The sequence below is a fragment of the Halorubrum salipaludis genome, assembly GCF_002286985.1.
Classification (GTDB): domain Archaea; phylum Halobacteriota; class Halobacteria; order Halobacteriales; family Haloferacaceae; genus Halorubrum; species Halorubrum salipaludis.
On sequence record NZ_NSKC01000005.1, the window covers coordinates 89,658 to 109,932 of the forward strand.

Here is a 20,275-nt window from a genome sequence, read left to right on the forward strand (position 1 = left end):
TCGGCGCGCCTCGACGTTGACCCACCAACGGTGAATCGAGCTCCGATTAGGTGCCGGATACGAACTTGGCCGCATCGGTGATGGCCTCCTGCCTTCAGAACGTATGCTCTGAAGTGGCCAGATTAGAATTACCCTTCGGCTTGCTGGCTTTCTTGATAGACTTGGTGGCGAAGATGCTCTGTGATCACTTCCTGTACCTCGTCGTTGTCCATGAACTCAGCGAACAACTCTTCGTTCTGGTCCATTCGGTCGATGAACATCTCGGTGAGCACACTGTCGAATTCTAGAGCGAAATTCTCGCGACTATTCACCTTTGCAGACCTTCGTAGGTGATCATCTTCGAGTGCGTCCTCTTTCAGCTGTTCGAGGAACAACTGGTCAGCCTCGGTAAAGTCGGTCCCCAGCTTCTCGTTGATCTTCTCAACGATGGTCGAAAGTTCAACTTCGTCATCCTCGCTTCCCCCACCAGTCCCCGCGTTTGTTGGTCCTTGCACTTCCCCGTCGGTCTTGTCTAGTTTGATATCTCCTTCCTCCGATTTTTCGAGCCGGTAGTACTGGAGCGCGAGCTCGTCGTCGAATTCGACATCAGGCTGGCCCGAACCCTTCGGGAGATCCTTGTAGAGGAACCGACCGAACGTGTACAGCTTTTCCAGGTGCGTATCAGCGTAGCTGACGATCTGGGACTGGAACTTGTAGAGACGAAGGAACGATCGGAGCGTCGACCGGAACTCTTCCTGTGTTTCTTCGTTCGAGACCATGAATTCGTCACGGGCAGGCTGTACCAAGCTACTTAATTTTGCGTGTGAGCCCTCTGTCCCCGTATTTTCAGGGTCAAAAAAGACCTCCGCGAATCGGTCCACGTCACTCTGGTCGTAGATACGGAACGCTTTCAGTTCGCTCGCGAGCTGCTGGAGGTGTTGCGGGTCAGTCTCCTCGGTGACAGTGGTCTTCCCGTAGAACGGCTCGAACGCCTCTTTAATCTCCGACTGCTCGTTTTCGAAATCAAGGACGAACGTGTCCTCCTTTCCTGGGTGTGTCCGGTTCAGACGGGAAAGCGTCTGGACCGCCTGTATCCCGGAGAGCTTCTTGTCCACGTACATCGTGTGAAGAAGCGGCTGGTCGAAGCCAGTCTGGTACTTGTCGGCGACGACGAGGACTTGGTAGGCTTGGCTGTCGAAGACATTCGGAAGTTCAGACTCCTTGATCCCGTCGTTCATCCCCTGCTCGGTGTAGCTCCCGCCGTCGTCTTCGACAGTCCCTGAGAAGGCCACGAGCGCGCTCAGATTGTAGCCGTTCTCCTCGATGTACTCGTCGAGGGACTTCTTGTAGCGGACGGCGTGAGCACGCGAGGAGGTAACGATCATAGCCTTCGCCTTGCCGCCGATCTTGTGCTGCGTGTTGTTCCGGAAGTGCTCGACGATGATCTCGACCTTCTGTGAGACGTTGTGCGGGTGGAGCTTCAGGAACCGGGAGATGGCCTTCACGGCTTTCTTTTCGGGAACCTGCGGGTCCTCTTCGACGACCTTCGCGACGTTGTAGAACGTCTCGTAGGTCGTGTAGTTCCGGAGCACGTCGAGGATGAACCCCTCGTCGATGGCCTGCTGCATCGAGTAAAGGTGGAAGGGTTCGTACCCTCCCTCGCCGTCAGGCTCGCCGAACATCTGGAGCGTCTTCGCCTTCGGCGTCGCCGTGAATGCGAAGAAGCTGAGGTTCGGCTGCTTGCTCCGGGCTTCCGCGCTGGCAACGATAGCGTCTTCCGCGTCGTCGATATCGTCTTCGTCGACTCCGGAGAGGATATCCTTCATCTCCGCGGACATCTCCCCGGTCTGGCTGCTGTGTGCCTCGTCGACAACGACTGCGTAGTCCCGCTCCGGGAGCGACTGCGTGTGTTCGATAACGTACGGGAACGTCTGGAGCGTAGTGATGATTACCGGCTTCCCGGCTTCGAGCGCCTCCGCGAGCTCCTCCGACTTCGGCCCGTGCTCGCCGGTGATCCCGTGAACGACGCCCGTCTTGTGGTCCAGTTCGTAGATCGTGTTACGGAGCTGTTCGTCCAGTATTGTCCGGTCAGTGACGACGACGACGCCGTCGAAGACCGCCTCGTCGTCGACGTCATGAAGCGAAACGAGTCGGTGGACGAGCCACGCGATGGACTTGCTCTTCCCGCTTCCCGTGGAGTGTTGGACGAGGTAGTCCTCGCCCGATCCCTCGCGTTTCGCGCTGTCGACAAGCTGGCGGACGCATTCGAGCTGATGATACCGCGGGAAGATCAGCGTCTCCTCCTCCTCGACGGTGATGCCGTCCTTCTTGATCTCCTCGGTGTCGATGTGGATGAAGCGTTGGATGATGTCCATCCAGCTGTCCTTCTCCCAGACCTCCTTCCAGAGGTAGGCAGTCCGGTGGTCGTTCTCCCGCGGGGGGTTTCCGCCACCCTTCTCGTGGCCCTTGTTGAACGGGAGGAAGTTGGTATCCTCGCCGTCGAGTTCGGTCGTGTAGTAGACCTCGTTCTGGTCGATCGCAAAGTGGACGAGCGCGCCGCGCTTGAACCGGAGGACGGGGACGCTCGGGTCGCGGTCCTCGCGGTACTGCTCCCGGGCGTTACGAGCGGTCTGGTCGGTGAAGGTATTCTTGAGTTCGGCGGTCGCGACGGGGATCCCGTTGAGACTCAACGCGAGATCGATGCTCCGGTCTGGGTTCGTCGCGGAGTGGTGGAGCTGTTGGGTCACGCCGAGAACATTGGCGTCGTACTTCCGCTGTAACTCGGGGTTGATACCGGTGTTCGGCTGGAACGTCGCGAGGTCGATCTTCGTGCCGGTCGTTCGGAGCCCGTGTCGTAGGAGTTCGAGCGTCCCCTGGCGTTCGAGCGCGCTGGTGAGTTCTTGGAGGAAGCGCTGGCGGGTGTTGCCCTTGTGGGCGGTCTCCAGTTTCTCCCACGCCTCCGGCTGCGTCTCCTTCACGAACGAGACGATCTGCTGGGGAAAGATGCCACGTTCGGCGTCGAAGCGATCGCTCGGCACCTCGACGTAGCCGCGATCGAGGAGGGCGGACGCGATTTCGTTCTCGAAGGCCTTCTCGTCGTAGGGTTTGCTCATTAATCGTCGCCTTGAATGACACCTTTCTCTTCAGACACATCAATCTGACCCGTGACTGCGGCAGTGATGAGGGCTTGGCGCTTCTCTTCGAGGAGGTCGATCGTCTCGTCGACGCGATCGATCAGTTCCCAGAGTCGTTCCGTCTCGGTCTCAACATGCTCGACGATCTCGCGCTGCTCCTCAACCGGCGGGAGCGGAGTTTTGAACGACTTGATATCCGGCATATAAATCGTCTGGTGCGTGGAGCCTTGCATCAGGCGTTCGAACTCCTGCTCCATCGAGCGGAACACGTAAAGCAGATATTCCGGGATGATTTCGTCGCCACAGACCCAGTTCGCGAAGTCCTGAGACGTTGCCATCGGTTTCCCCATGATTCCCGAAAACCCCACAGAAGCAGTACGAGAGAGGAACACCGTTCCCTCGGGAAGCAGGTGCGCACCGGAATTCTCCATCCCGAGTTCGCTGATCTGGTTTTCCGTTTCGTGGAGGTATCTCTTTTTATTACCCCGAAATTTCTTGATGTCAGATGTTGTTAGCCAAGGGATATTTGTATTTTCCCAATACTCGTCTTTGGATCGGTCCGGTGTATGACCGGATTCCAATTGTGCAACAAATTTGGTGCTGATCACATCCCAGTCTGAATTGACTTGACCAATCCAGCCGACCCCGGAATCAGTCGTGTTTGAGTTGCCAAGACCGTGAGTGACAGCACCTGATACAATTGAATTCTTTTTTCTCTCTGCTGCTTCTCGGATTTTATCGAATTTATTCAATAGAGTCGAAATTATATCAAGTTGATTATTGAGAAATTTGACTATTTTTGATTGTTCTTCTACCGGTGGTAGTGGTATCTTAATTGACCTTACGTCCGGCATATATATTGATTTGTGAGTTGATCCTTCTGCTAGCCGGTCAAATTCTTCCCCCATAGATTCAAAAACATAATACAGAAACTCTGGTATTAGCTCATCCCCACAAACCCAGTTGACCATGCTTTGGTCAGTGGCGGCTTCTACCTTCAGAATACAAGTAAAACCAATCGTAGCTGTTCGACTGAGAATGACTGTTCCGGAAGGTACTAGACGGGTAGAGGCATTATTTAGGCCTTTTTTTGTGATATATTCATTTGTTTCTGAGACGTATCTGCTCCCGCTTTCTCTTACTCGTGACATGTCGGACAAAGAGAACCAGGGGATGTCTCCATCCCAGTATGATGATTCGTCTCTATCGGGAGTGTGTCCCGTCTCAAGACGGGCAACGAATCTAGCTCTAACGTCCTCCCAATGTGCTGGGATAGTCGCAATCCATGGAATGCTTGATTCTCGATAATCCCGATACGCGCTAAGGTCACTCATAGATTATTTCCTCCACTAAGTCCGATATTTCGCCATGAAGACGCTGTATCTCTGAATCTATCTTACTTGGGCTATCATGTGTTGTGTATTCGTAAAAATATCTATCAAAGTTAATTTCATACCCAACGACGCCAAGCTCTCCATCCTGATCGTCGTGATATTTTTTGCTCTCGTTGATCCACGCATTTTCTAAATAGGGGGTAACCTCTTCCTCGAAGTACTCCCGTGGGTCCGTCCCCAGCGGCACGCGTTCGCGCTCTCGCAGATCGCCGTCGTGATTGGGGTTCCCGTTTCCGTCGGTCACGATCTCCGCGTCGTCGTTCTGCTCTCCGAGGGCACGCTCGATCGCATCATAAACGCTGTCACGCACGTCGACGCCCTGCATGTTGAACGTCAACTCCACTTCATTTATAAACTCGTCTCGGTCCATCCACTGCTTGTCGCCGTCGAGCGTCCGCAGCGACTCCTTCACCGCTTCCTGCGTCTCCTCGTCGCGGTTCGTGAACGCGCGCTCGTCGTCGAGGCTCTCGATGCGGTCGTCCGTGGCCCTGAAACTCATCCGTAGCGGGCGGTCGATGACGATCCGGCGGTAGCCGAACTCCTCGGTGGGGACGACCTTCGAGCGACCGTTCGCCTCTAGGTCGCCGAAGATACGGGAGATTTCATCGATGTGCTCCTGTCGGAGTTCATGACGCTTCTCGCCGAGGCTCTCGTCCATCTCGGCATACTGGTTCTGCGCGTCGATCAACTGGACATTGTCCTCGCGCTTTGCGGGCTTGTCGTTCGAGAGCACCCAGATGTACGTGCGGATGCCCGTGTTGTAAAAGAGATTCTCCGGCAGACCGACGATCGCCTCCAGCCAGTCGTTTTCGAGGATCCACCGCCGGATCGCCGACTCCCCGCTGTTGGGGCCGCCGTTGAACAGCGGCGAGCCGTTGAACACGATCGCGATCCGAGAGCCGCCCTCCTCGGGCGGCTTCATCTTGCTGATCATGTGCTGGAGGAACAGGAACGCGCCGTCGTTGGTGCGCGGCGTTCCGGCGCCGAACCGACCGGCGTAGCCCTCTTCGTCGTGTTCGCGCTCGATCTCCTCTTTCACCTTCTTCCATGAGACACCGAACGGCGGGTTCGAGAGCATGTAGTCGAACTGCCGTCCCTTGAACCCGTCCTGCGTGAAGGAGTTCCCGTAGACGATGTTGTCAGGCTCTTGCCCCTTGATGAGCATGTCCGAGTTACAGACGGCGTAGGACTCGGGGTTCAGCTCCTGCCCGAAGACGTGGAGCCTCGCGTCGGTGTTGAGCTGCCGGACGTACTCCTCGGCGACGCTAAGCATCCCGCCGGTTCCACACGCCGGGTCGTAGACGGTTCGGACCGCCCCCTGCTCGGACAGCGCCTCGTCGTCCTCCTGAAAGATGAGGTTCACCATCAGCTCGATGACCTCGCGGGGCGTGAAATGCTCCCCGGCGGTCTCGTTGCTGAGCTCGTTGAACTTCCGGATGAGCTCCTCGTAGATGTACCCCATCTCTTCGTTCGCGACCTCGTCGGGGTGGAGGTCGATCTCGGCAAACTGCCGAACGACCTTGTAGAGGAGGTCGGCGTCGTCGAGGCGCTGAATCTGGTGATCGAAGTCGAACTTCTCGAAGATCTCCGTCGTTTCCTCGTCGTACTGGTTGATGTAGTACTGGAGGTTCTCCGCGATGTTGTCGGGATCGTTACACAGCGTTTCGAACGTGTACTCGCTCGTGTTGTACACCTCGGCGTCGGCCGCCTTCTTGAGCGACGGGGCGACGTTTTCGATGCCCTGCTCTTGGAGCTGCTCGTAGCGTTCGAGGACCTCGTCTTTGTTCCGCGCGGTCACGCAGTCGAGCCGGCGGAGAACCGTCAACGGGAGAACGACCTTCTGATACTCCGACTGCTTGTAATCTCCTCTGAGGAGGTCGGCAATGGACCAAATGAAGTCCGCCTTCTCGTTGAAGTTCTCGACCATTAACACGCTGAATGCGAGGCTGTCAGATAAACGCGACGGAGCGTCGACCTCAGCTCGAAACTCGTTTCTGACGTGTTAATACCGATCATCCTGTAACACCCCCGGTCCAACGAAGGTAGAGTCGGCCAACGTCTGTGAGCTCAATCTCTTTTCGTCGCCCATCGCGGTGAGTCTTGACGAGGCCCTTCTCCTCGAGTTTCCCGATGTGGTAGCTTACTCGTTGAGCGGATATATCCAGCTCGTCACCGATTTCACGGCCAATAACCCCCGTTCGTCCAACAACGTCCCATTCGCCAAGTTGTTCGAGAACCGCCCGCTGTGAGTCGCTAAGGTCGAATGTGAGGGGCTGCGTGGGCGCTGGGAGTGAGACTACCAGCTCCTCTACAGACTCATCGGCCTGTGGTTCAAGGACGTAGTACGGACTTGCGCCGATGAAAAACGCCGAGGAAGTCGCCGCACCGGCCATGAGATTCGTTCCACCAGTAATATTCACGTAGAGTTCTTCTTCTGGATGATCCTTCGCGATGGAAACGATGGTATCGACGACGCTCCGCATTTTGAACGCATCGACCTCCTGGATTCGCACGTCGAAGCCGAATTGCTCGAGTTCCTCCGCGAGATCGCGTCCAGTTTCGGCAAACTTCACACTCGGGAGGAGATAGACGCGGTCAACAGCATCGTATCCACGTAGGCCTCGCTTGACGTGCTCTGTAACCCGCCCATGAGGGATTATGTGTATGCTCATTCCAGACGTGTGATTTCGGTAACAGAGAGGGTACTGAATGGCTCTCCGTCGTCCTTTGTCTCTTGTTCTGCGTTAAACCGAACAATATCACCGACAGATGGGAAGAAGTCCGCCTCACCAGCAACAAATCGACTATTCTTCCCGCCCTCCCCGTTCTGGTAGTCGGTGATATAGCCCTCATCCGGACGGCCTGTTCGATGGTTGAAATTCTGGATGAATCCATACCGATAGGTCGCAAGCCCTCCATCAGGGCTAATATCACCTTTGAGTACCTGCTCACGTTCGTCACGCGCCTCAGAGTCCATGTCAAGTATTTTTCGCCATAAGCGAAGGATATCCTCTAAAACGTACCAAAGCGGGACGATCGAGCTAACGTACATCGCGTCAGGTCCAGAACCTGGCGCTTGAATGGTCTCAGGATGAGAAACCCGCATATCCCGGTGTTCCTTGAAGTGAGAAACAGCCCACTCGTAGGTGATGTCGGGTTGCGTTTCGAGAAGCACCCCAGCATAGAGTTTGAACCAATAGACACCACGGTCGATTCCATCAGAGACCTGTTGCTTACCGTACTTGCTCTCGTAATGCATGTGGTGCTCATAACCACACTCCTCACCGATGCTTCGGAGGAGCAACTTTAGTGCATCATACACCGCAGAGGCTTTGAAGCGGTCATCGAAGGCGTCGAGAGAGTTTCGCCGAACGCTATTGTACAGCCCATAGATATCCTCAAACGGGTCCTCCTCCCGAGGAACACCCGGGTCTTGGTGAGCATCCAGAATGCTTTCGATGACTTCGTCACATCCCTCCATTGGGTCCTGCAAAATCGTCCCATCGATAGCATCGACAGGCCGCTCGGCTTCACTCATCGTCATCACCCCCGCTTAGGAAGTCGCTGACCTCCCTGTCGAGAGACTCTTTTTCCTGTTCTAACTCCTTCTGCCTTTTCTCGAGTTCTTTAGTTCGCTGTCGGTGGCTTCGAATGTCATCGGCAGTAGATTGAATATTCTCAGTGGGAAAGTTCGGAACCAGCATCTCCCGAAGGTCGCTGATATTCACCCTCGAAATCCGAGAGCCCGATTTATACGAGTCAATTTGGCGCTGCCCAAGTTTAGACTCGAAGAACGCTTCGTAGACGAGCGCCTCCTCAGACGTCTCGAACTGAACAACAGCGAGGTCCTGTGCGGGCGCGACCGGGTCGGACGGAATGTGCGTATAGGTATAATCGCCAATCGTCGCGATCAATACACAGGTTTCGTCAGCAATGGTTTTGGTATTCTCGCGAGGGATGTAGCGGTCACCGTGACGGTCCCGCCCTTTTCCGATATTGCTAATCGAAAGATATCGGAGTGTATCCTCGTGTTCCTTCTCAAGGAGGTTCTCAGGTCGATTTCCCATTGAGACGTCTGCGAGATCTTCGAGGTGGGTCAGGTTAGCATACTCTGCTTCTAGATCCGCTCGAACCGACCGTTGGGCCACAACCTTTCGAATATCCCACGAGCTTTCAAGCTGATTTTGAGGAATCGACTTCGCGGTGCCCTCATCGATATTAGAAGCCGCGTGTCTGAGAGCCACCTCCGGGTCCTCTGGGGAATCGATAATCGCATACTGGACTTCGTGATCTGGTGCTGCAGATTGGTTCGAGAGGGTAACGATCGCGGTGTCGATAGACGTGTGTCGGTAGAGCGGTCCATCAACGAACTGAACGATCGACCGTAGTTCGAACGTCTCTAGCACCAGCTCTCTGAACCAAGTTCGCCGCTGATTATCCAAGAAACCGGACGGTACAGAGATTGTTACAGTCCCACCGTCCTCAAGCAGAGAAAGACCCTTTGCGATAAACGCTTCCTCGGAGATGAGAGTATCGCGTCCCTCTGTATACGGAATCTCGACGTCCTCAAGTCGCATATTGAACGGCGGGTCAACGATAACACGGTCGAATGGATCCTGAAAACGGTCCTTCTCAAAGAAGTTCCCGACCGTGAAGTGAACATCTCGGTCGAAGAGGTCGACATAGAATGTCGCAATGCGAAGCACTGCGGAATTAATTTCGACACCTTCTCCGTGAGCACCTTGACCAGCTGCCAGGGAAAGGACAGTTCCGCGCCCTGCTGCAGGATCCAAAACGAGGTCACCGGGTTCGGTGCCCGCAAGACGCACCATTTGCCTCGCAACCTCAAGCGGGGTCGAATAGGCCCCTCCGCGTTTCTCATTATGAGTCACCTCAAACAACGATTCCAGTACCGAGTCCTCAGTCCTCCCAAGGTCAAACCCGTTGAAAACCGCCGCAGTTGAAGAGACTAATCGCGAATCAAGTGCTTCACCAGACTCATACCACTCATGACGCTGTTCAATTTCGACGTAGACGTCATCAATCACGCTCGGATCGACCTCGCCGTCGGCAGGCAGCTCCTGTCTCCGGAGCTCGATTAGGAGGTGGAGCGATTCCAAGAATTCACCCGCGACTTCCTGGTCGTGTTCGTAACTAGAGTGCTTTCGACGAATCTCATCGTGTGCATTCATACATCGAGAGATGAGGAAGTCGAGCTCAGCTTCTGATTCAACAGGCCGTCGCTGTGTGGTGACTTCACCTTCGAGTGGAGGAAAATCGGCATACGACCGGAATGCTGGCGAAGAGCCGGAAAAGATGAATCGAACATTAGGACCGAGGAGAGCACCATATTCGGCATCCGTTGACGAGACCGCTTCAGAGACTTCACGAAGATCCTTTTCAGTACGATGGCCTGTGCGGAGGCTACTCCATTCAACGAGGAGAAACGGCACCGTTAGCTCCTCGTCTTCGAATACCGCAGCGTCAGGGTAGACCCCCTGGTCGGCATCAAGAGAAGGCTCCAGAACCACTCGTTCCGGACCGTACTTGCATTCAAGAAGAGACACGACCTCGTCCAGTGCGTCGGCTTCATCCATGACTGTACTGGCATGGATGAGGTACTTAATCGTTGTCTTGGATTATCAAAAACCGATTTTGAATATTCAACTCGAATACATAGCCGAATACGAGCAATTCGTCACGAGAGCCCTCTCCCGGCTTGGGTATACAGCCAACTAGATCGAAGGCGGTGGGTACACCGACGTGGAGATGCGCTCACCGGAACACATCGTCATCGAGGTAAAAGCTCGGAGTAATGGTCGGGTCAACTCTCTCGAAGTCACTAACGTTGAGGAGCATCGTCGCGAGCGCGGAGCCGACCACGCCATCGTCGTCTCCCATGGTTTGCCTCGCAAGTCATCGAAAACGCCGAGACGACTTACCTGACCACCATTGCCGTTGACGAACTTGTCCAGCTTCTCGACCGCCGTGACCAATCCGCCGTCGTCTCCGAGGAAATTATGGACCTTCTGAATCGCTCGGGGGCCTTCCAAGACGACCGGCTCGATAACCTGGACGAATCCATCCAAGGCCGAGTTGACGCCGGGGAAATCCTCTTGCGGTCATCCAGGCACTCGAACGCGCCGACGGTCCCGTCGAGACGGCGGAAGTTGTCCGGTGGATCGTCGTCGGGATGGAGGACTCCGACGAGATTCCGACTACCGAGGAGATCAGGTCAGCCCTCCAACTCCTCGCTCACCCGAGCATCGGGGTCGTTACGCAGAACGAAGACGGGTATCGGGTCACCTCCGACTACGAGAATGGGGTCCAGCTGGTGCGGTCCCTTGGGGACGTTGTACAATCTCCTGCCGAAGACGGGGAGAGCTAACAACCGGAGCGACCCATTTCGACGTTTCCGACCGAACAACACTGTCGAATTCGAATCTTATGAGTACTCCTTGTCCCCGAGCTCTGCGGGTTCAACTAATCCCCAGTCCTCGCCTGGGCGCTCCCCGGAGTGGCCCCGGGAATCTCGACCGATTCTCCGGGGGATTTCCCGGCCTCTCTTCCGAGAACCGGGTGCCGCCAACGCAGTCCACCAGAGACGCCGTATTTTTCCTCTAGCATGGTCGGTAGTAGCTGACCGTGATATCAGTTGATTCCGACATTTCAGCTCGCCAACACTGTCGAATTCGGATATTACGAGTGCTGCTCTATCTCCCGGTCTTGGAGACCCGAACAGATTCCCAGTCCTCCCGGGGCGCTCCCCCGGATCACTCCCGGGAACCCAAGCCAACTTACCGGGGATCACCGGGGGCTTTCCCCAGAGAACCGGCTGCCGCCGGCGTGGGGCCTGAGAAGCATCGTACTATCGCCCAGTACAACTGGTAGCGACTGAATAGGATATCAGCCGTTTTCGACGTTTCTGATCGAGGAATACTGTCGAATTCGGATATTTCGAGTGTGGGATTTTCGCCTGAGTTGAACTCTCACGGAGAAGGGGGACGTCGGGACGGTCCCCGGAGCCCCGACCAATTTTCGGTCTGTCGCCGGGGACCGTTTCCCCCGAAATTCCCCTATTGACGGTACATGCCCTCGAAGACGCCACACCGAACCCTGATCTTGCCGGCAGAAACTAACCCCGATAACGGTTGATTTTCCCGTTTCACTTCCACCAGAACTGCGAAATTCGGATAGTCAGAAGATACCCCGTTCGTGGCTTTGATGTGGGGAGCGAATCCCCTCGGCACCTGCTAGGGCTGTTCCGGGGATACAGGGGAAATTCCCGGCCAATTCTCCCGGAGCATCCCCCAAGCCTCCCAGCCAACTCTCCGCGGGGATCCTCCAAAGTTCCCGGCCAATCCCCTGGGCATCCTCCAAGCCTCCCGGCCAACTCTCCCGGGGCATCCTCCAGGTTCCCCGACCAGTTCTCCCTGAGCATCCTCCAAGGTTCCTGGACAACTCTCCCAGGGGATCGTCCGGGGCCCCCCGGCTAATTCCCTGGGACATCTCCAAGGTCCCCGGCCAATTCCCCCGGAGCATTACCCGTGAAGCCCGGCGGACTCGAAGGCGTCGTCGACGACGGAGGGGGTTGGGGCGTTGAGGTACGGCTCGATGGCCTGGAAGGAGTCCCACCCGCCAACTTGCATCACCACCCGGGGATTCATGTTTTCTTCCACCAGCAACCGTTGGGCGAATCGCCGGCGAAGGTCGTGGGAGCTCACGTGTCGATAGTCCGGATCCCCCGTCTCCTCAGCGGCGGCCTCGGCTGTGCGCTTGATCGCGGCCCGGACACCCCGGACAGAGAGGTCGACGAAGGGTTGGTCGGGGGCGATGTTCTCGGCGTTTTGGTACTGCCGAAGGGAACGCTCGACGTCCTTGGGGAGGTACGCGTTTCGGGGCTTCCCCCCCGAGCTGGTGGTGTCCTTCCCCCGGGGCACCCGGAGACGGTAGTGGTCGGCGTCGGTCTGCTGGACGTGGGTCGGCTTGACCTGAGGGATCTCGAAGGCCCGGAGCCCGACGAACCCGCCCAATTGAAGCATCACGTCGTCTCGATATGAGACGGCGGCTCGACGGAGTTGGTCGAGGTCGTCGTCGGTCATCCACACTTTGTACATGTCTTCCCCCTCAGTCGCCTCAAGTCGCATGTTGGTTACTATATCTTCCGTCGTGAAGTATCTTTTTTCTGATTAGAATCGACCGGGATTGGGCCGATATTCGTTGGGAGGAGCCTGTCTCAAGTCTATTCATTTCCGGGTTATCTGATAAAGCGGAAGGAGAGCTTTCGTGAAAGATAAACTATGGCACATATTTCTATCGACGATTTTCCTGTTCTCTGGCCAACTTTCCCAGCATCAGTGCCGACCCTACCCAGTCGCGGAGGGTTTTATAGAATTGTTCTCATACCCGGATCAAGAATCATTCAAGACAGAGTATACGCTGTTAGGACAGTGTAGCCTCTGACTCGTCCATTCTGGGGTGTCTAAATAGGGCCCACCTGATGTTATTGAAATATATTAGAGTTTGATCTATACCACATGACTATGACAAATTATAATTAATTGAACGATAATATGAGAATATGGATGGAACTCCGGATGATAATTTCTCTCTGTCATCAGTGTTTAGCCAATCATATTTTGTCATTCCAGATTATCAACGAGATTATGCTTGGGAAAAGAGTAATGTGAACGATCTTCTCGATGATATCAGATTTGTCTACCGCCAGAACGACAGAAAGAACAAAAAAGTGGACCATTATTTTGGTACGCTTGTACTTGAAGAGCGAGGATCCGTTGAACCTACTGATTTTGAGGATTACGACGTATACGGAATTGTTGACGGGCAACAAAGGTTAGCGACCGTCGCTATTGTCATATCTGCAATAGTCGATGAAATGAAAAGTATCCAGACAAGCGACGAAATCAGCGCTGATATATCTTCGACGATCAATGATAGGAAAGAAGATATTGAAAAGAAGTATATCCAATATGAGAGTATTGAGAGAATTAGATTAGGTGGACTCGCTGAAGATGCTTATGAAAATGTCATTTTGGATGGGCAATCCCCAGAGGATTACTTAGCACAAAATGATACCGTAGATGCAGAAAGGAAAATTGCGGTCGCAAAACAAGCAACGACTGAACGGCTACAAGGTTGGAAGGCAGAAAAGTATCAAAATGGCTCGACTGACCATGCGGGTTATTACAAATTCCTAAATAGTTTGGTCAAGATACTGACTCAGCGTTTTGAGGTCAATATCAAAGTTGTCAAAGATGTTGACGAAGCTGCGCGGATGTTCAAAGTAATAAATGACCGGGGAAGGGATCTCAGACTTCACGATAAAGTTCGTAGTCATCTTGTATACTGTGCATCTCAATCAGAACAGCTAGATTCTGAGGATATATACCACCGATTTAATCGAATAGTCCGGAATATTACTATTCATGATGGATTTTCTGATTCACAGGTTGATGATTTAATCAGAATCCATTGGGAAGTCTTCACAAGTGAAAGATCAGACTCCCGGGCAAAACGCTCTGGTCCATCAGAGATACATCGAAGACTTTCTGACCTGACCGACTTCGCAAGTGTACAAAGAGATGATTTTGAGTCTTTCATACTACCCTATCTCAATTCTCTTGAGAGATTCTCTGAGCGATATCCGTATCTAACTGACAGAGATAAATTCGCGCAAAAATACTTTGAGCCAGAGAGCGACCATGATTCTAATATAAACACAACCGTACGGAAAATTCAATTATTATTCTTGCACGCAGGCAGCCAATCTGCAACGACGCCTCTTCTTATAGCAACTGCTGAAAAGTTCGGCGTTCGTTCTGAAGAATTTGCAAATGTAGTGTCTGAACTAGAGAAGCTTATCTTCCGATTTAGTCTGGTGATGTCCCACGGCGCTCAGGGATATTCAGGTTCACTCTCTTCAACAGCTAATGATCTATATTGGTCGGATGTTCCAAAAGAAGAGATTGAGAAAATATTTAATTCCGATGCAAACAGGTATGTTGGATATCAGTCAAAAGAGCTTGGAATTAAAAAAGCTCTTGAAAGGCTATCTGAGAAGCAAGATAGAATCGCGCCAATTAATGAAGTGATTTCGGACTATTTGGCTGCACCCGATATATTAGATGGCTCATTTACATCTGGATGGGGTGGGGTAAGAAAGAGTGAAGTTATAAAATACATTATGTACGAATACGAAAGAAGCCTCCGAGGCCCATCTGGTCTACTCTCGTTGGCACCGTACCACGAGTTCCGGACAAATTTCCAAGTGGAACATCTTGTGCCGAAGAATGCTGAAGAAGGAAACAAATTGAACAACCATCTTCAGAACCGAAATAGGCTGGGCAACTTAGCAGTGTTAAGTACAGAGGAAAACCAATCAAAAGGGAACTCTTCGTTTGAGGACAAGTATTCGGATATTTACGAAAACTCCTCACTGAAAGTGCTCCGAGACCTTGATGGTCCAAGCTTCTCTGTAGACAAAATATCCGAACGTGAGAGGGAAGAATTAATCAAGTTTATCGAACAACGGTGGGGATAGTCAGATTGACTCTTATCCAACTCAGTGAAATAGCAATATCCGCGAATTAGTAGAACACTTCGTGATGAATACAGAATGTATGTCTTGTATGGTAATCATGGTAGTTGTGATATGAAGTATACTAATCTTTCTATGACTGGCTTGCTTGATCTAACTCAGTAACTCTCACTCACGCACTAGCTATGTTTGCCATCTTCGTGTTCTGATATTACGGTCTCGACTGATGGGTAGAATAATCGACGCTTGAATCGACTACCACAACTCCGGTCGGCAATCTCCTCATACATCTCGCTTCGACGTCGAAATTCATTCTCGCCGAGTTGGTTGAGTGCATACTGTTCCGCTCGGAGTTCCTCCTTGAATTTCACCCGACAGAACAACCATGAAAAAACGGTTAACATACACAGCGAGAGAACCAGTAATCCGGCTACTTGTGGAATTGGGTTCGTTGCCGCAAAGAAGCCAAACACAGCTACGAACATACTACTCAGCCCAGTAATCATCAAGGTCGACGTTGTCTGGAAGAGGAACCACGCTCGATCCACCCGACTCCGAGTTGCGTGGCCCCGCTCGTGGAGAAAAATGTACTCTACAACGTCTTGTGGGAACCGCTCAGTAAGCTTCTCATTCAATCTGATGGTGTTGAACACTGTGGCTTTCGCCGGAGCACGCATGATGTCAGCTGGTATCCAGTATACTTGTTCCGAGACACCTGCGGCTTCAATTTCCGATTCTCTACCGATGTATACAGAAGGTAGCACAGATATCTGGAGTAGACGCAATATATCTGTTCTCACTCTATTTAGATAGAACATTCGTAAGACATGAAAATCCTTTGTGAAATTTGAAGCAGCCGCTCAAGATACGTGCCCTGTATTTTGCACTACGCTCTGAACACCATCCGAAACTGGTAGGAACCTTAGCAGTCAAATCGCAGGTATCATCAACCGGCTATTTAAGGCGAAGATGTATCTGAGGGATAGGATCTCAACAGATCCTACTCCCTGAATATTCAAAATGGATCTACCTGATTCCATGCCGGAAATAGAATCTTAATGACCGGGCTTTTGAAAGATACGCTTGTTTATGTATATTATTCACTTTTTGTTTTAATATATAATGTGCCCCTGGAATAGAAATTATAAAAGAAACAATTCAGAACTCAAAAGCCAACATTTCTGCTAAGAACATAATTATTACATATACATTTATCAAAAATAAACAGGCTCAAAACAGAACTTATCTTTATGTTGTTACGGGGTCCTCCTACATTCACAGCAGTCGAAACACATGCGCATATCAGCACAACACTGCGATAGATTCGTTGTGTCAGCTGATCGGTGCGCTCACCACGGCTTGCTCGGCCAGTAATTGAGCACGCTCGACACACCATGTCAACCGAACTCAACAGTGTCAACTACAGCAATCGTATCGCCGTCAAGACAGAGCCCTTCGGAGCCACGGAGGAATCTAATGACTAGAGCCGGAGCTGATAGTATGTCAGAGTATACGCGACAGAACACCGACTTTATCTCACGCGTTCTCGCTCATGGCGACGAAGAAGCGCGGGCCTACGCACTCGCGCTGCTTGCCAATAGCGGTTCTGTCGAAGCTATAGACGAAGTTCAAGCACAATTAGACGAGATCCGTAGGGAAGTACAGTAGACCACGGTATTTCTGCAGCAATACGCCAGTAAAATGAGCTATCGACCCTATTCACTCTCTAATCGTAGACGTGTCAGTAGGTTGCTATTCCTCCGAGAGCGCCTCCGCGAACTCGCGAGCGTCTTCGACAAGCTCGGGATTGTCGTCAACGAGTTCAGAGAACGCCCGAGACTGTTCGAGATCATCGAGGAGGCCGTTATTGTCTTTGACGAAGCTAAAGACGGCTTCCCGAACCTCTCGCTCTTCCTCCTCGATCGCTCCGAGGGCACCGTATTCGAGCGGCTGGTTACACCAGACACACGTCGAATGCTCCCGGGGGGTCCGTTCGTGACACCGTGGACACTCGACCGGCCCGATGGGTTCGGTTTCCTCATCATCAACTTCCAGGCCGTGTATCCGCGCGTATTCGGAATCGGCCTCTCCGCCGAAGCGAGCGATGTAGTGGGCGGTTGCGTCGCTTCCTCGTTTACGCCCCTGTCGGTCCTCGATGCGCGCTTGACTCATCCCCTGCCGGGCAAGGTAGGTCGCGTTCGACTTTCGGAAGTTGGTCGGAGTGACTGGCTTCGTGACTCCCGCCCGCTCGGCGGGAGCCTTGAAGCAATTCTTGAACTGCCGATAGCTGATATCCTCGGGCTTCGAAAGCTTCGACCACAGAGGAGCGCCCGGGTCGTCAGGTGCGGGGTGGTCGTTCATCCACCGCTGGACGTACGGAACACTCGGTACGAGGGAGACCGACCGCTGTCCGGTCTTTCCGTCGACACGGATCATAAGCCCGTGCTCGTGGTCGCTCACATCCCCGACTCTGAGATCGTGGAGTTCGCCGCTCCGCGCTCCCGAGTCGAACGCCATCGCGATGAGAGCCGCGTCACGGGTATTCATCGTCTCCTCGATCATCGGAAGGACGTCTTCCTTCCAGTCGAGCATATTCGACGGGTCCGGAACGGGATTATAGCTGTTCGAGGTACCAGACGGAACCCATTCGATTCCTGGCGGATATCCGTCACCCTCGTAGACCCGCTTACCGAGGACACGGAGTGCGGTCCGGTAGTCGCTGTTCGTATTTTCGTTGTCGTAGGTTCGGTTGATCCAACGGACGATATCCTCCGCAGCGGATCGGTCCTCGAACGCGTCAGCGAGACCGCCGACCTCCTCCGCCATGATGGTACAGTGGCGCAGGAGTTTGTTGTGTCGGTGGTCAGTATATTCCGATTTCAGGAGGTCGATCCGGTCACTGAACGCGAGCAAGATCTCTTTATCTTCTTTTTTGATGTCACTAGACTTCTCGATTCTGTCTTGCAGATTTCTGATTTGCTTTCTGATATCTGGCATATTCGGGATGCCCTATCTTTAATAAGTTGGACTTTGAACCTTGCGATTGTGTCTCTGCCCTGGCTCTTCTGCCGGACCGACGCGAACCCGATGCGCCGCGGAGATCCGTTTATATTCGTCCCCCGCGGATCCGGGGTATGGATCGGATCGACGCCCTGCTTCTCGGCGTTTCCGGCGTCGTCGCCGCGCTCGTGTTCGCGGGCGCGCTGTCGGCCGGGGCGCTGTTCGGCTTCGACGAGTCCGCGGCCCGCCCGATCCGGCTGCTCGCCGCCGAGCCGCTGGCGTGGATCGTCGTCGCCGCGCTGCTCGTCGCCGTCGTCGGCCACGCGTACATCGAGTGACGGGTCTGCGCCGACCGGCAGCCGGATCGACTGCCGCTGCCTCACGCCTCGCTCGCTCCCTCGTCCGCGATCGCCCGGACGAGCGCGTCGAGCGCGGTCTCGACCGCCCCGCGCTTCACCGCGTCGCGGTCCCCGTCGAGGACGGCCCGCTCCGTCCGGACGAACGACTCCTGGGTCCCCCACGGCGCGGCGTGGGCCACGCCGACGTACACGAGCCCGACCGGCTTCTCGTCGGTGCCGCCGGTCGGCCCGGCGATGCCGGTCGTCGCGACCGCCCAGTCCGTGTTCGCCCGGTCGCGCGCGCCGGCGGCCATCTCGCGGACGACCGGGTCGCTGACCGCGCCGTGGGCGTCGAGCGACTCCCGGGACACCCCGAGCAGCTCGCGTTTGGCGTCGTAGGTGTACGTGACGAACCCCCGGTCGAAGTACGCGCTCGCGCCCGGCACGTCGGTCACGCGCGACCCCACGAGCCCGCCGGTCAGCGACTCCGCGGTCGCGAGCGTCTCCTCGCGGTCGGTCAGCAGGGCGTTGAGGCGCGCGGCGGCGTCGGTCGAATCGGCCATGGACCCCCTGCGGTCGACACGCCCCTGAGGTTTACGCCGCGGGGCGCCGAAGGACGACCGTGACCGACACCGACTGGGACGACCGGTTCGCGTCCGGGGAGTACCCGCGCGCCCCGGAGCCGTCACCCGTGCTGCGCTCGTACGAGCCCGCGATCCCCGACGGCCGCGCGCTCGACGTGGCCACGGGCACCGGCCGCAACGCGATCTACCTCGCGGACGCGGGGTACGCGGTCGACGCCCTCGACGCCTCCCGCGAGGGGCTCTCCATCGTCCGCGAGCGCGCCGCGGAGCGCGGCGTCGCGGACCGGGTCGAGACGATCCAGGCCGACGCCGGGACCTACGGCTTCCCGGCGGAGGCGTACGAGCTGATCGCGATGAGCTTCTTCCACGCGCTCGACCGGTTCGCGGACCTGACCGAGTCGCTCGCGCCCGGCGGCTACCTGTTCGTCGAGGGGCACCTGCGGTCGGCCGACGCGACGCCCTCGGGACCGAGCAGCGACCGCTACCGGTTCGCGGCCAACGATCTCCTGCGCGCCGGACTCGGGCTGACCGTGCTGTACTACGACGAGACGACCGAGGAACGCCCCGGCGACCGCCGCCGCGCGACCGCCCGGCTGCTCGCGCGGCGGTCGCACGGCGGGCGGCAGACGTATCCGCCCCGTCCTGACGAGAGGGACGATGACGGGTTCGCGGCGCGAACGGATGGCTGACGGCGACGCGCCCGGCGCGGCCCTCCGGAAACTGGTCGCGGAGGCGGTGGGCGTCGAGCGGATCGGCGTCGAGGAGGTCGGAGTCGAGGAATTCGACGCCGAGACGAGCGACGCCGAGACGAGCGATTCGGAAGCGATCGCCGCCGGCCTCGCCGAGCGCGGCGAGGACCCGGGGCCGGCGGCTCGACTCCCCGAACTCGTCGCCTCGGGCGACAGCGTCGTCGGGGTCGTGCCTCGCGCCGACACCGCCCTCGCGCGGCGGGTGTTGGGGAACGGCGACGGCGACGGCGAGGGGCGGGGCGTTGCCCGCGAGGAGGGCCGGACCGTCCGCCTCGTCTTCACCGGGCGGGCCGCCGACCGACTGGCCGGCCCCTCGGGAGCCGTGATCCGGTCGGTCCTCGCCGAGCACGGGGTCGACGCGCACCGCCACGACGGCGACTCCCCGATCGGCGTGCTCCTCGTCGGCGACCGGGCCGTCGTCGGGCTGTTCGACGACCGCGGGCTCGCCGCGCTGCTGTGGTCGGACGCGCCGGCGGTCCGGGAGTGGGCGGCCGCGACCTGCCGGCGCTACCTCGCCGCGGCCGAGCCGGCGTGAGCGC

Annotated in this window: 15 protein-coding genes; 5 read left to right on the forward strand and 10 right to left on the reverse strand. The window is 55.5% G+C overall.

The features are described from left to right. Window positions 1–128: 128 nt before the first annotated feature. The 7 genes from CK500_RS10275 to CK500_RS17735 all read right to left on the reverse strand — a co-directional run bounded on the left by CK500_RS10275 (window position 129) and on the right by CK500_RS17735 (window position 10,408). Window positions 129–3,092, reverse strand: coding sequence for a type I restriction endonuclease subunit R (locus tag CK500_RS10275; protein ID WP_095637146.1), 2,964 nt, complete (start codon window positions 3,090–3,092; stop codon window positions 129–131). Next, window positions 3,092–4,447 carry a restriction endonuclease subunit S gene (locus tag CK500_RS10280; RefSeq protein ID WP_095637147.1) on the reverse strand — a complete coding sequence of 452 codons (1,356 nt, stop codon included), beginning with the start codon at window positions 4,445–4,447 and terminating at the stop codon, window positions 3,092–3,094. Before CK500_RS10280 ends, CK500_RS10275 begins: the two co-directional genes overlap by 1 nt. Next, window positions 4,440–6,434, reverse strand: a complete 1,995-nt coding sequence (locus tag CK500_RS10285; RefSeq protein WP_095637148.1) for a type I restriction-modification system subunit M — start codon at window positions 6,432–6,434, stop codon at window positions 4,440–4,442. The genes CK500_RS10280 and CK500_RS10285 overlap by 8 nt, the downstream gene beginning before the upstream one ends. A gap of 85 nt (window positions 6,435–6,519) precedes the next feature. Then, window positions 6,520–7,179 (reverse strand): HFX_2341 family transcriptional regulator domain-containing protein, encoded by a 660-nt coding sequence (locus CK500_RS10290; protein WP_095637149.1) that lies wholly within the window; start codon window positions 7,177–7,179, stop codon window positions 6,520–6,522. Continuing rightward, window positions 7,176–8,045 (reverse strand): immunoglobulin domain-containing family protein, encoded by an 870-nt coding sequence (locus CK500_RS10295; protein ID WP_144049549.1) that lies wholly within the window; start codon window positions 8,043–8,045, stop codon window positions 7,176–7,178. Before CK500_RS10295 ends, CK500_RS10290 begins: the two co-directional genes overlap by 4 nt. Next, complete coding sequence (locus CK500_RS10300; RefSeq protein ID WP_095637151.1) at window positions 8,038–10,104, reverse strand: N-6 DNA methylase; 2,067 nt, start codon at window positions 10,102–10,104, stop codon at window positions 8,038–8,040. The genes CK500_RS10295 and CK500_RS10300 overlap by 8 nt, the downstream gene beginning before the upstream one ends. A gap of 178 nt (window positions 10,105–10,282) precedes the next feature. Continuing rightward, the gene (locus tag CK500_RS17735) at window positions 10,283–10,408 is read right to left on the reverse strand and encodes a hypothetical protein (protein ID WP_269843954.1); all 126 of its coding nucleotides are present in this window, start codon (window positions 10,406–10,408) and stop codon (window positions 10,283–10,285) included. A 292-nt stretch (window positions 10,409–10,700) separates the two neighbouring features. Here CK500_RS17735 and CK500_RS17605 point away from each other — a divergent pair, with 292 nt between their 5' ends. Beyond that, window positions 10,701–10,895 carry a hypothetical protein gene (locus tag CK500_RS17605; RefSeq protein WP_233139113.1) on the forward strand — a complete coding sequence of 65 codons (195 nt, stop codon included), beginning with the start codon at window positions 10,701–10,703 and terminating at the stop codon, window positions 10,893–10,895. Between the two features lie 1,153 nt (window positions 10,896–12,048). Here the strand turns inward: CK500_RS17605 and CK500_RS10310 are convergent. Continuing rightward, window positions 12,049–12,654: a site-specific integrase gene (locus CK500_RS10310; RefSeq protein ID WP_095637152.1), complete on the reverse strand. Its 606-nt coding sequence runs from the start codon at window positions 12,652–12,654 to the stop codon at window positions 12,049–12,051. Window positions 12,655–13,088: 434 nt separating this feature from the next. Between CK500_RS10310 and CK500_RS10315 the strand changes: the two genes are divergently transcribed. Next, a complete protein-coding gene (locus CK500_RS10315; RefSeq protein WP_095637153.1) occupies window positions 13,089–15,068 on the forward strand; it encodes a DUF262 domain-containing protein in 1,980 nt (659 codons plus the stop codon). Between the two features lie 1,749 nt (window positions 15,069–16,817). Here the strand turns inward: CK500_RS10315 and CK500_RS10325 are convergent. After that, window positions 16,818–18,062, reverse strand: a complete 1,245-nt coding sequence (locus tag CK500_RS10325; RefSeq protein WP_095637155.1) for a tyrosine-type recombinase/integrase — start codon at window positions 18,060–18,062, stop codon at window positions 16,818–16,820. A gap of 137 nt (window positions 18,063–18,199) precedes the next feature. Between CK500_RS10325 and CK500_RS10330 the strand changes: the two genes are divergently transcribed. Beyond that, entirely contained in the window at window positions 18,200–18,403 is a 204-nt protein-coding gene (locus CK500_RS10330; protein WP_095637156.1) for a hypothetical protein, read from the forward strand. Window positions 18,404–18,444: 41 nt separating this feature from the next. Here CK500_RS10330 and CK500_RS10335 read toward each other — a convergent pair whose 3' ends face one another. Further along, window positions 18,445–18,966 carry a CinA family protein gene (locus CK500_RS10335; RefSeq protein ID WP_095637157.1) on the reverse strand — a complete coding sequence of 174 codons (522 nt, stop codon included), beginning with the start codon at window positions 18,964–18,966 and terminating at the stop codon, window positions 18,445–18,447. 59 nt (window positions 18,967–19,025) lie between these two features. Here CK500_RS10335 and CK500_RS10340 point away from each other — a divergent pair, with 59 nt between their 5' ends. Further along, window positions 19,026–19,676 carry a class I SAM-dependent methyltransferase gene (locus CK500_RS10340; protein WP_095637158.1) on the forward strand — a complete coding sequence of 217 codons (651 nt, stop codon included), beginning with the start codon at window positions 19,026–19,028 and terminating at the stop codon, window positions 19,674–19,676. Then, complete coding sequence (locus tag CK500_RS10345; protein WP_394338255.1) at window positions 19,645–20,271, forward strand: transcriptional regulator FilR1 domain-containing protein; 627 nt, start codon at window positions 19,645–19,647, stop codon at window positions 20,269–20,271. Before CK500_RS10340 ends, CK500_RS10345 begins: the two co-directional genes overlap by 32 nt. The last annotated feature ends 4 nt before the right edge of the window (window positions 20,272–20,275 follow it).

Excerpts from the sequence above, each read along its gene's own strand:
- CK500_RS10275 (WP_095637146.1), bottom strand. The coding sequence starts at position 3,092 with ATGAGCAAACCCTACGACGAGAAGGCCTTCGAGAACGAAATCGCGTCC.
- CK500_RS10315 (WP_095637153.1), top strand. The coding sequence starts at position 13,089 with ATGGATGGAACTCCGGATGATAATTTCTCTCTGTCATCAGTGTTTAGC.
- CK500_RS10345 (WP_394338255.1), top strand. The coding sequence starts at position 19,645 with ATGACGGGTTCGCGGCGCGAACGGATGGCTGACGGCGACGCGCCCGGC.
- CK500_RS17605 (WP_233139113.1), top strand. The coding sequence starts at position 10,701 with ATGGAGGACTCCGACGAGATTCCGACTACCGAGGAGATCAGGTCAGCC.
- CK500_RS10330 (WP_095637156.1), top strand. The coding sequence starts at position 18,200 with ATGGATCGGATCGACGCCCTGCTTCTCGGCGTTTCCGGCGTCGTCGCC.
- CK500_RS10310 (WP_095637152.1), bottom strand. The coding sequence starts at position 12,654 with ATGCGACTTGAGGCGACTGAGGGGGAAGACATGTACAAAGTGTGGATG.
- CK500_RS10285 (WP_095637148.1), bottom strand. The coding sequence starts at position 6,434 with ATGGTCGAGAACTTCAACGAGAAGGCGGACTTCATTTGGTCCATTGCC.
- CK500_RS17735 (WP_269843954.1), bottom strand. The coding sequence starts at position 10,408 with ATGGGAGACGACGATGGCGTGGTCGGCTCCGCGCTCGCGACGATGCTC.
- CK500_RS10290 (WP_095637149.1), bottom strand. The coding sequence starts at position 7,179 with ATGAGCATACACATAATCCCTCATGGGCGGGTTACAGAGCACGTCAAG.
- CK500_RS10280 (WP_095637147.1), bottom strand. The coding sequence starts at position 4,447 with ATGAGTGACCTTAGCGCGTATCGGGATTATCGAGAATCAAGCATTCCA.
- CK500_RS10335 (WP_095637157.1), bottom strand. The coding sequence starts at position 18,966 with ATGGCCGATTCGACCGACGCCGCCGCGCGCCTCAACGCCCTGCTGACC.
- CK500_RS10300 (WP_095637151.1), bottom strand. The coding sequence starts at position 10,104 with ATGGATGAAGCCGACGCACTGGACGAGGTCGTGTCTCTTCTTGAATGC.
- CK500_RS10325 (WP_095637155.1), bottom strand. The coding sequence starts at position 18,062 with ATGCCAGATATCAGAAAGCAAATCAGAAATCTGCAAGACAGAATCGAG.
- CK500_RS10295 (WP_144049549.1), bottom strand. The coding sequence starts at position 8,045 with ATGAGTGAAGCCGAGCGGCCTGTCGATGCTATCGATGGGACGATTTTG.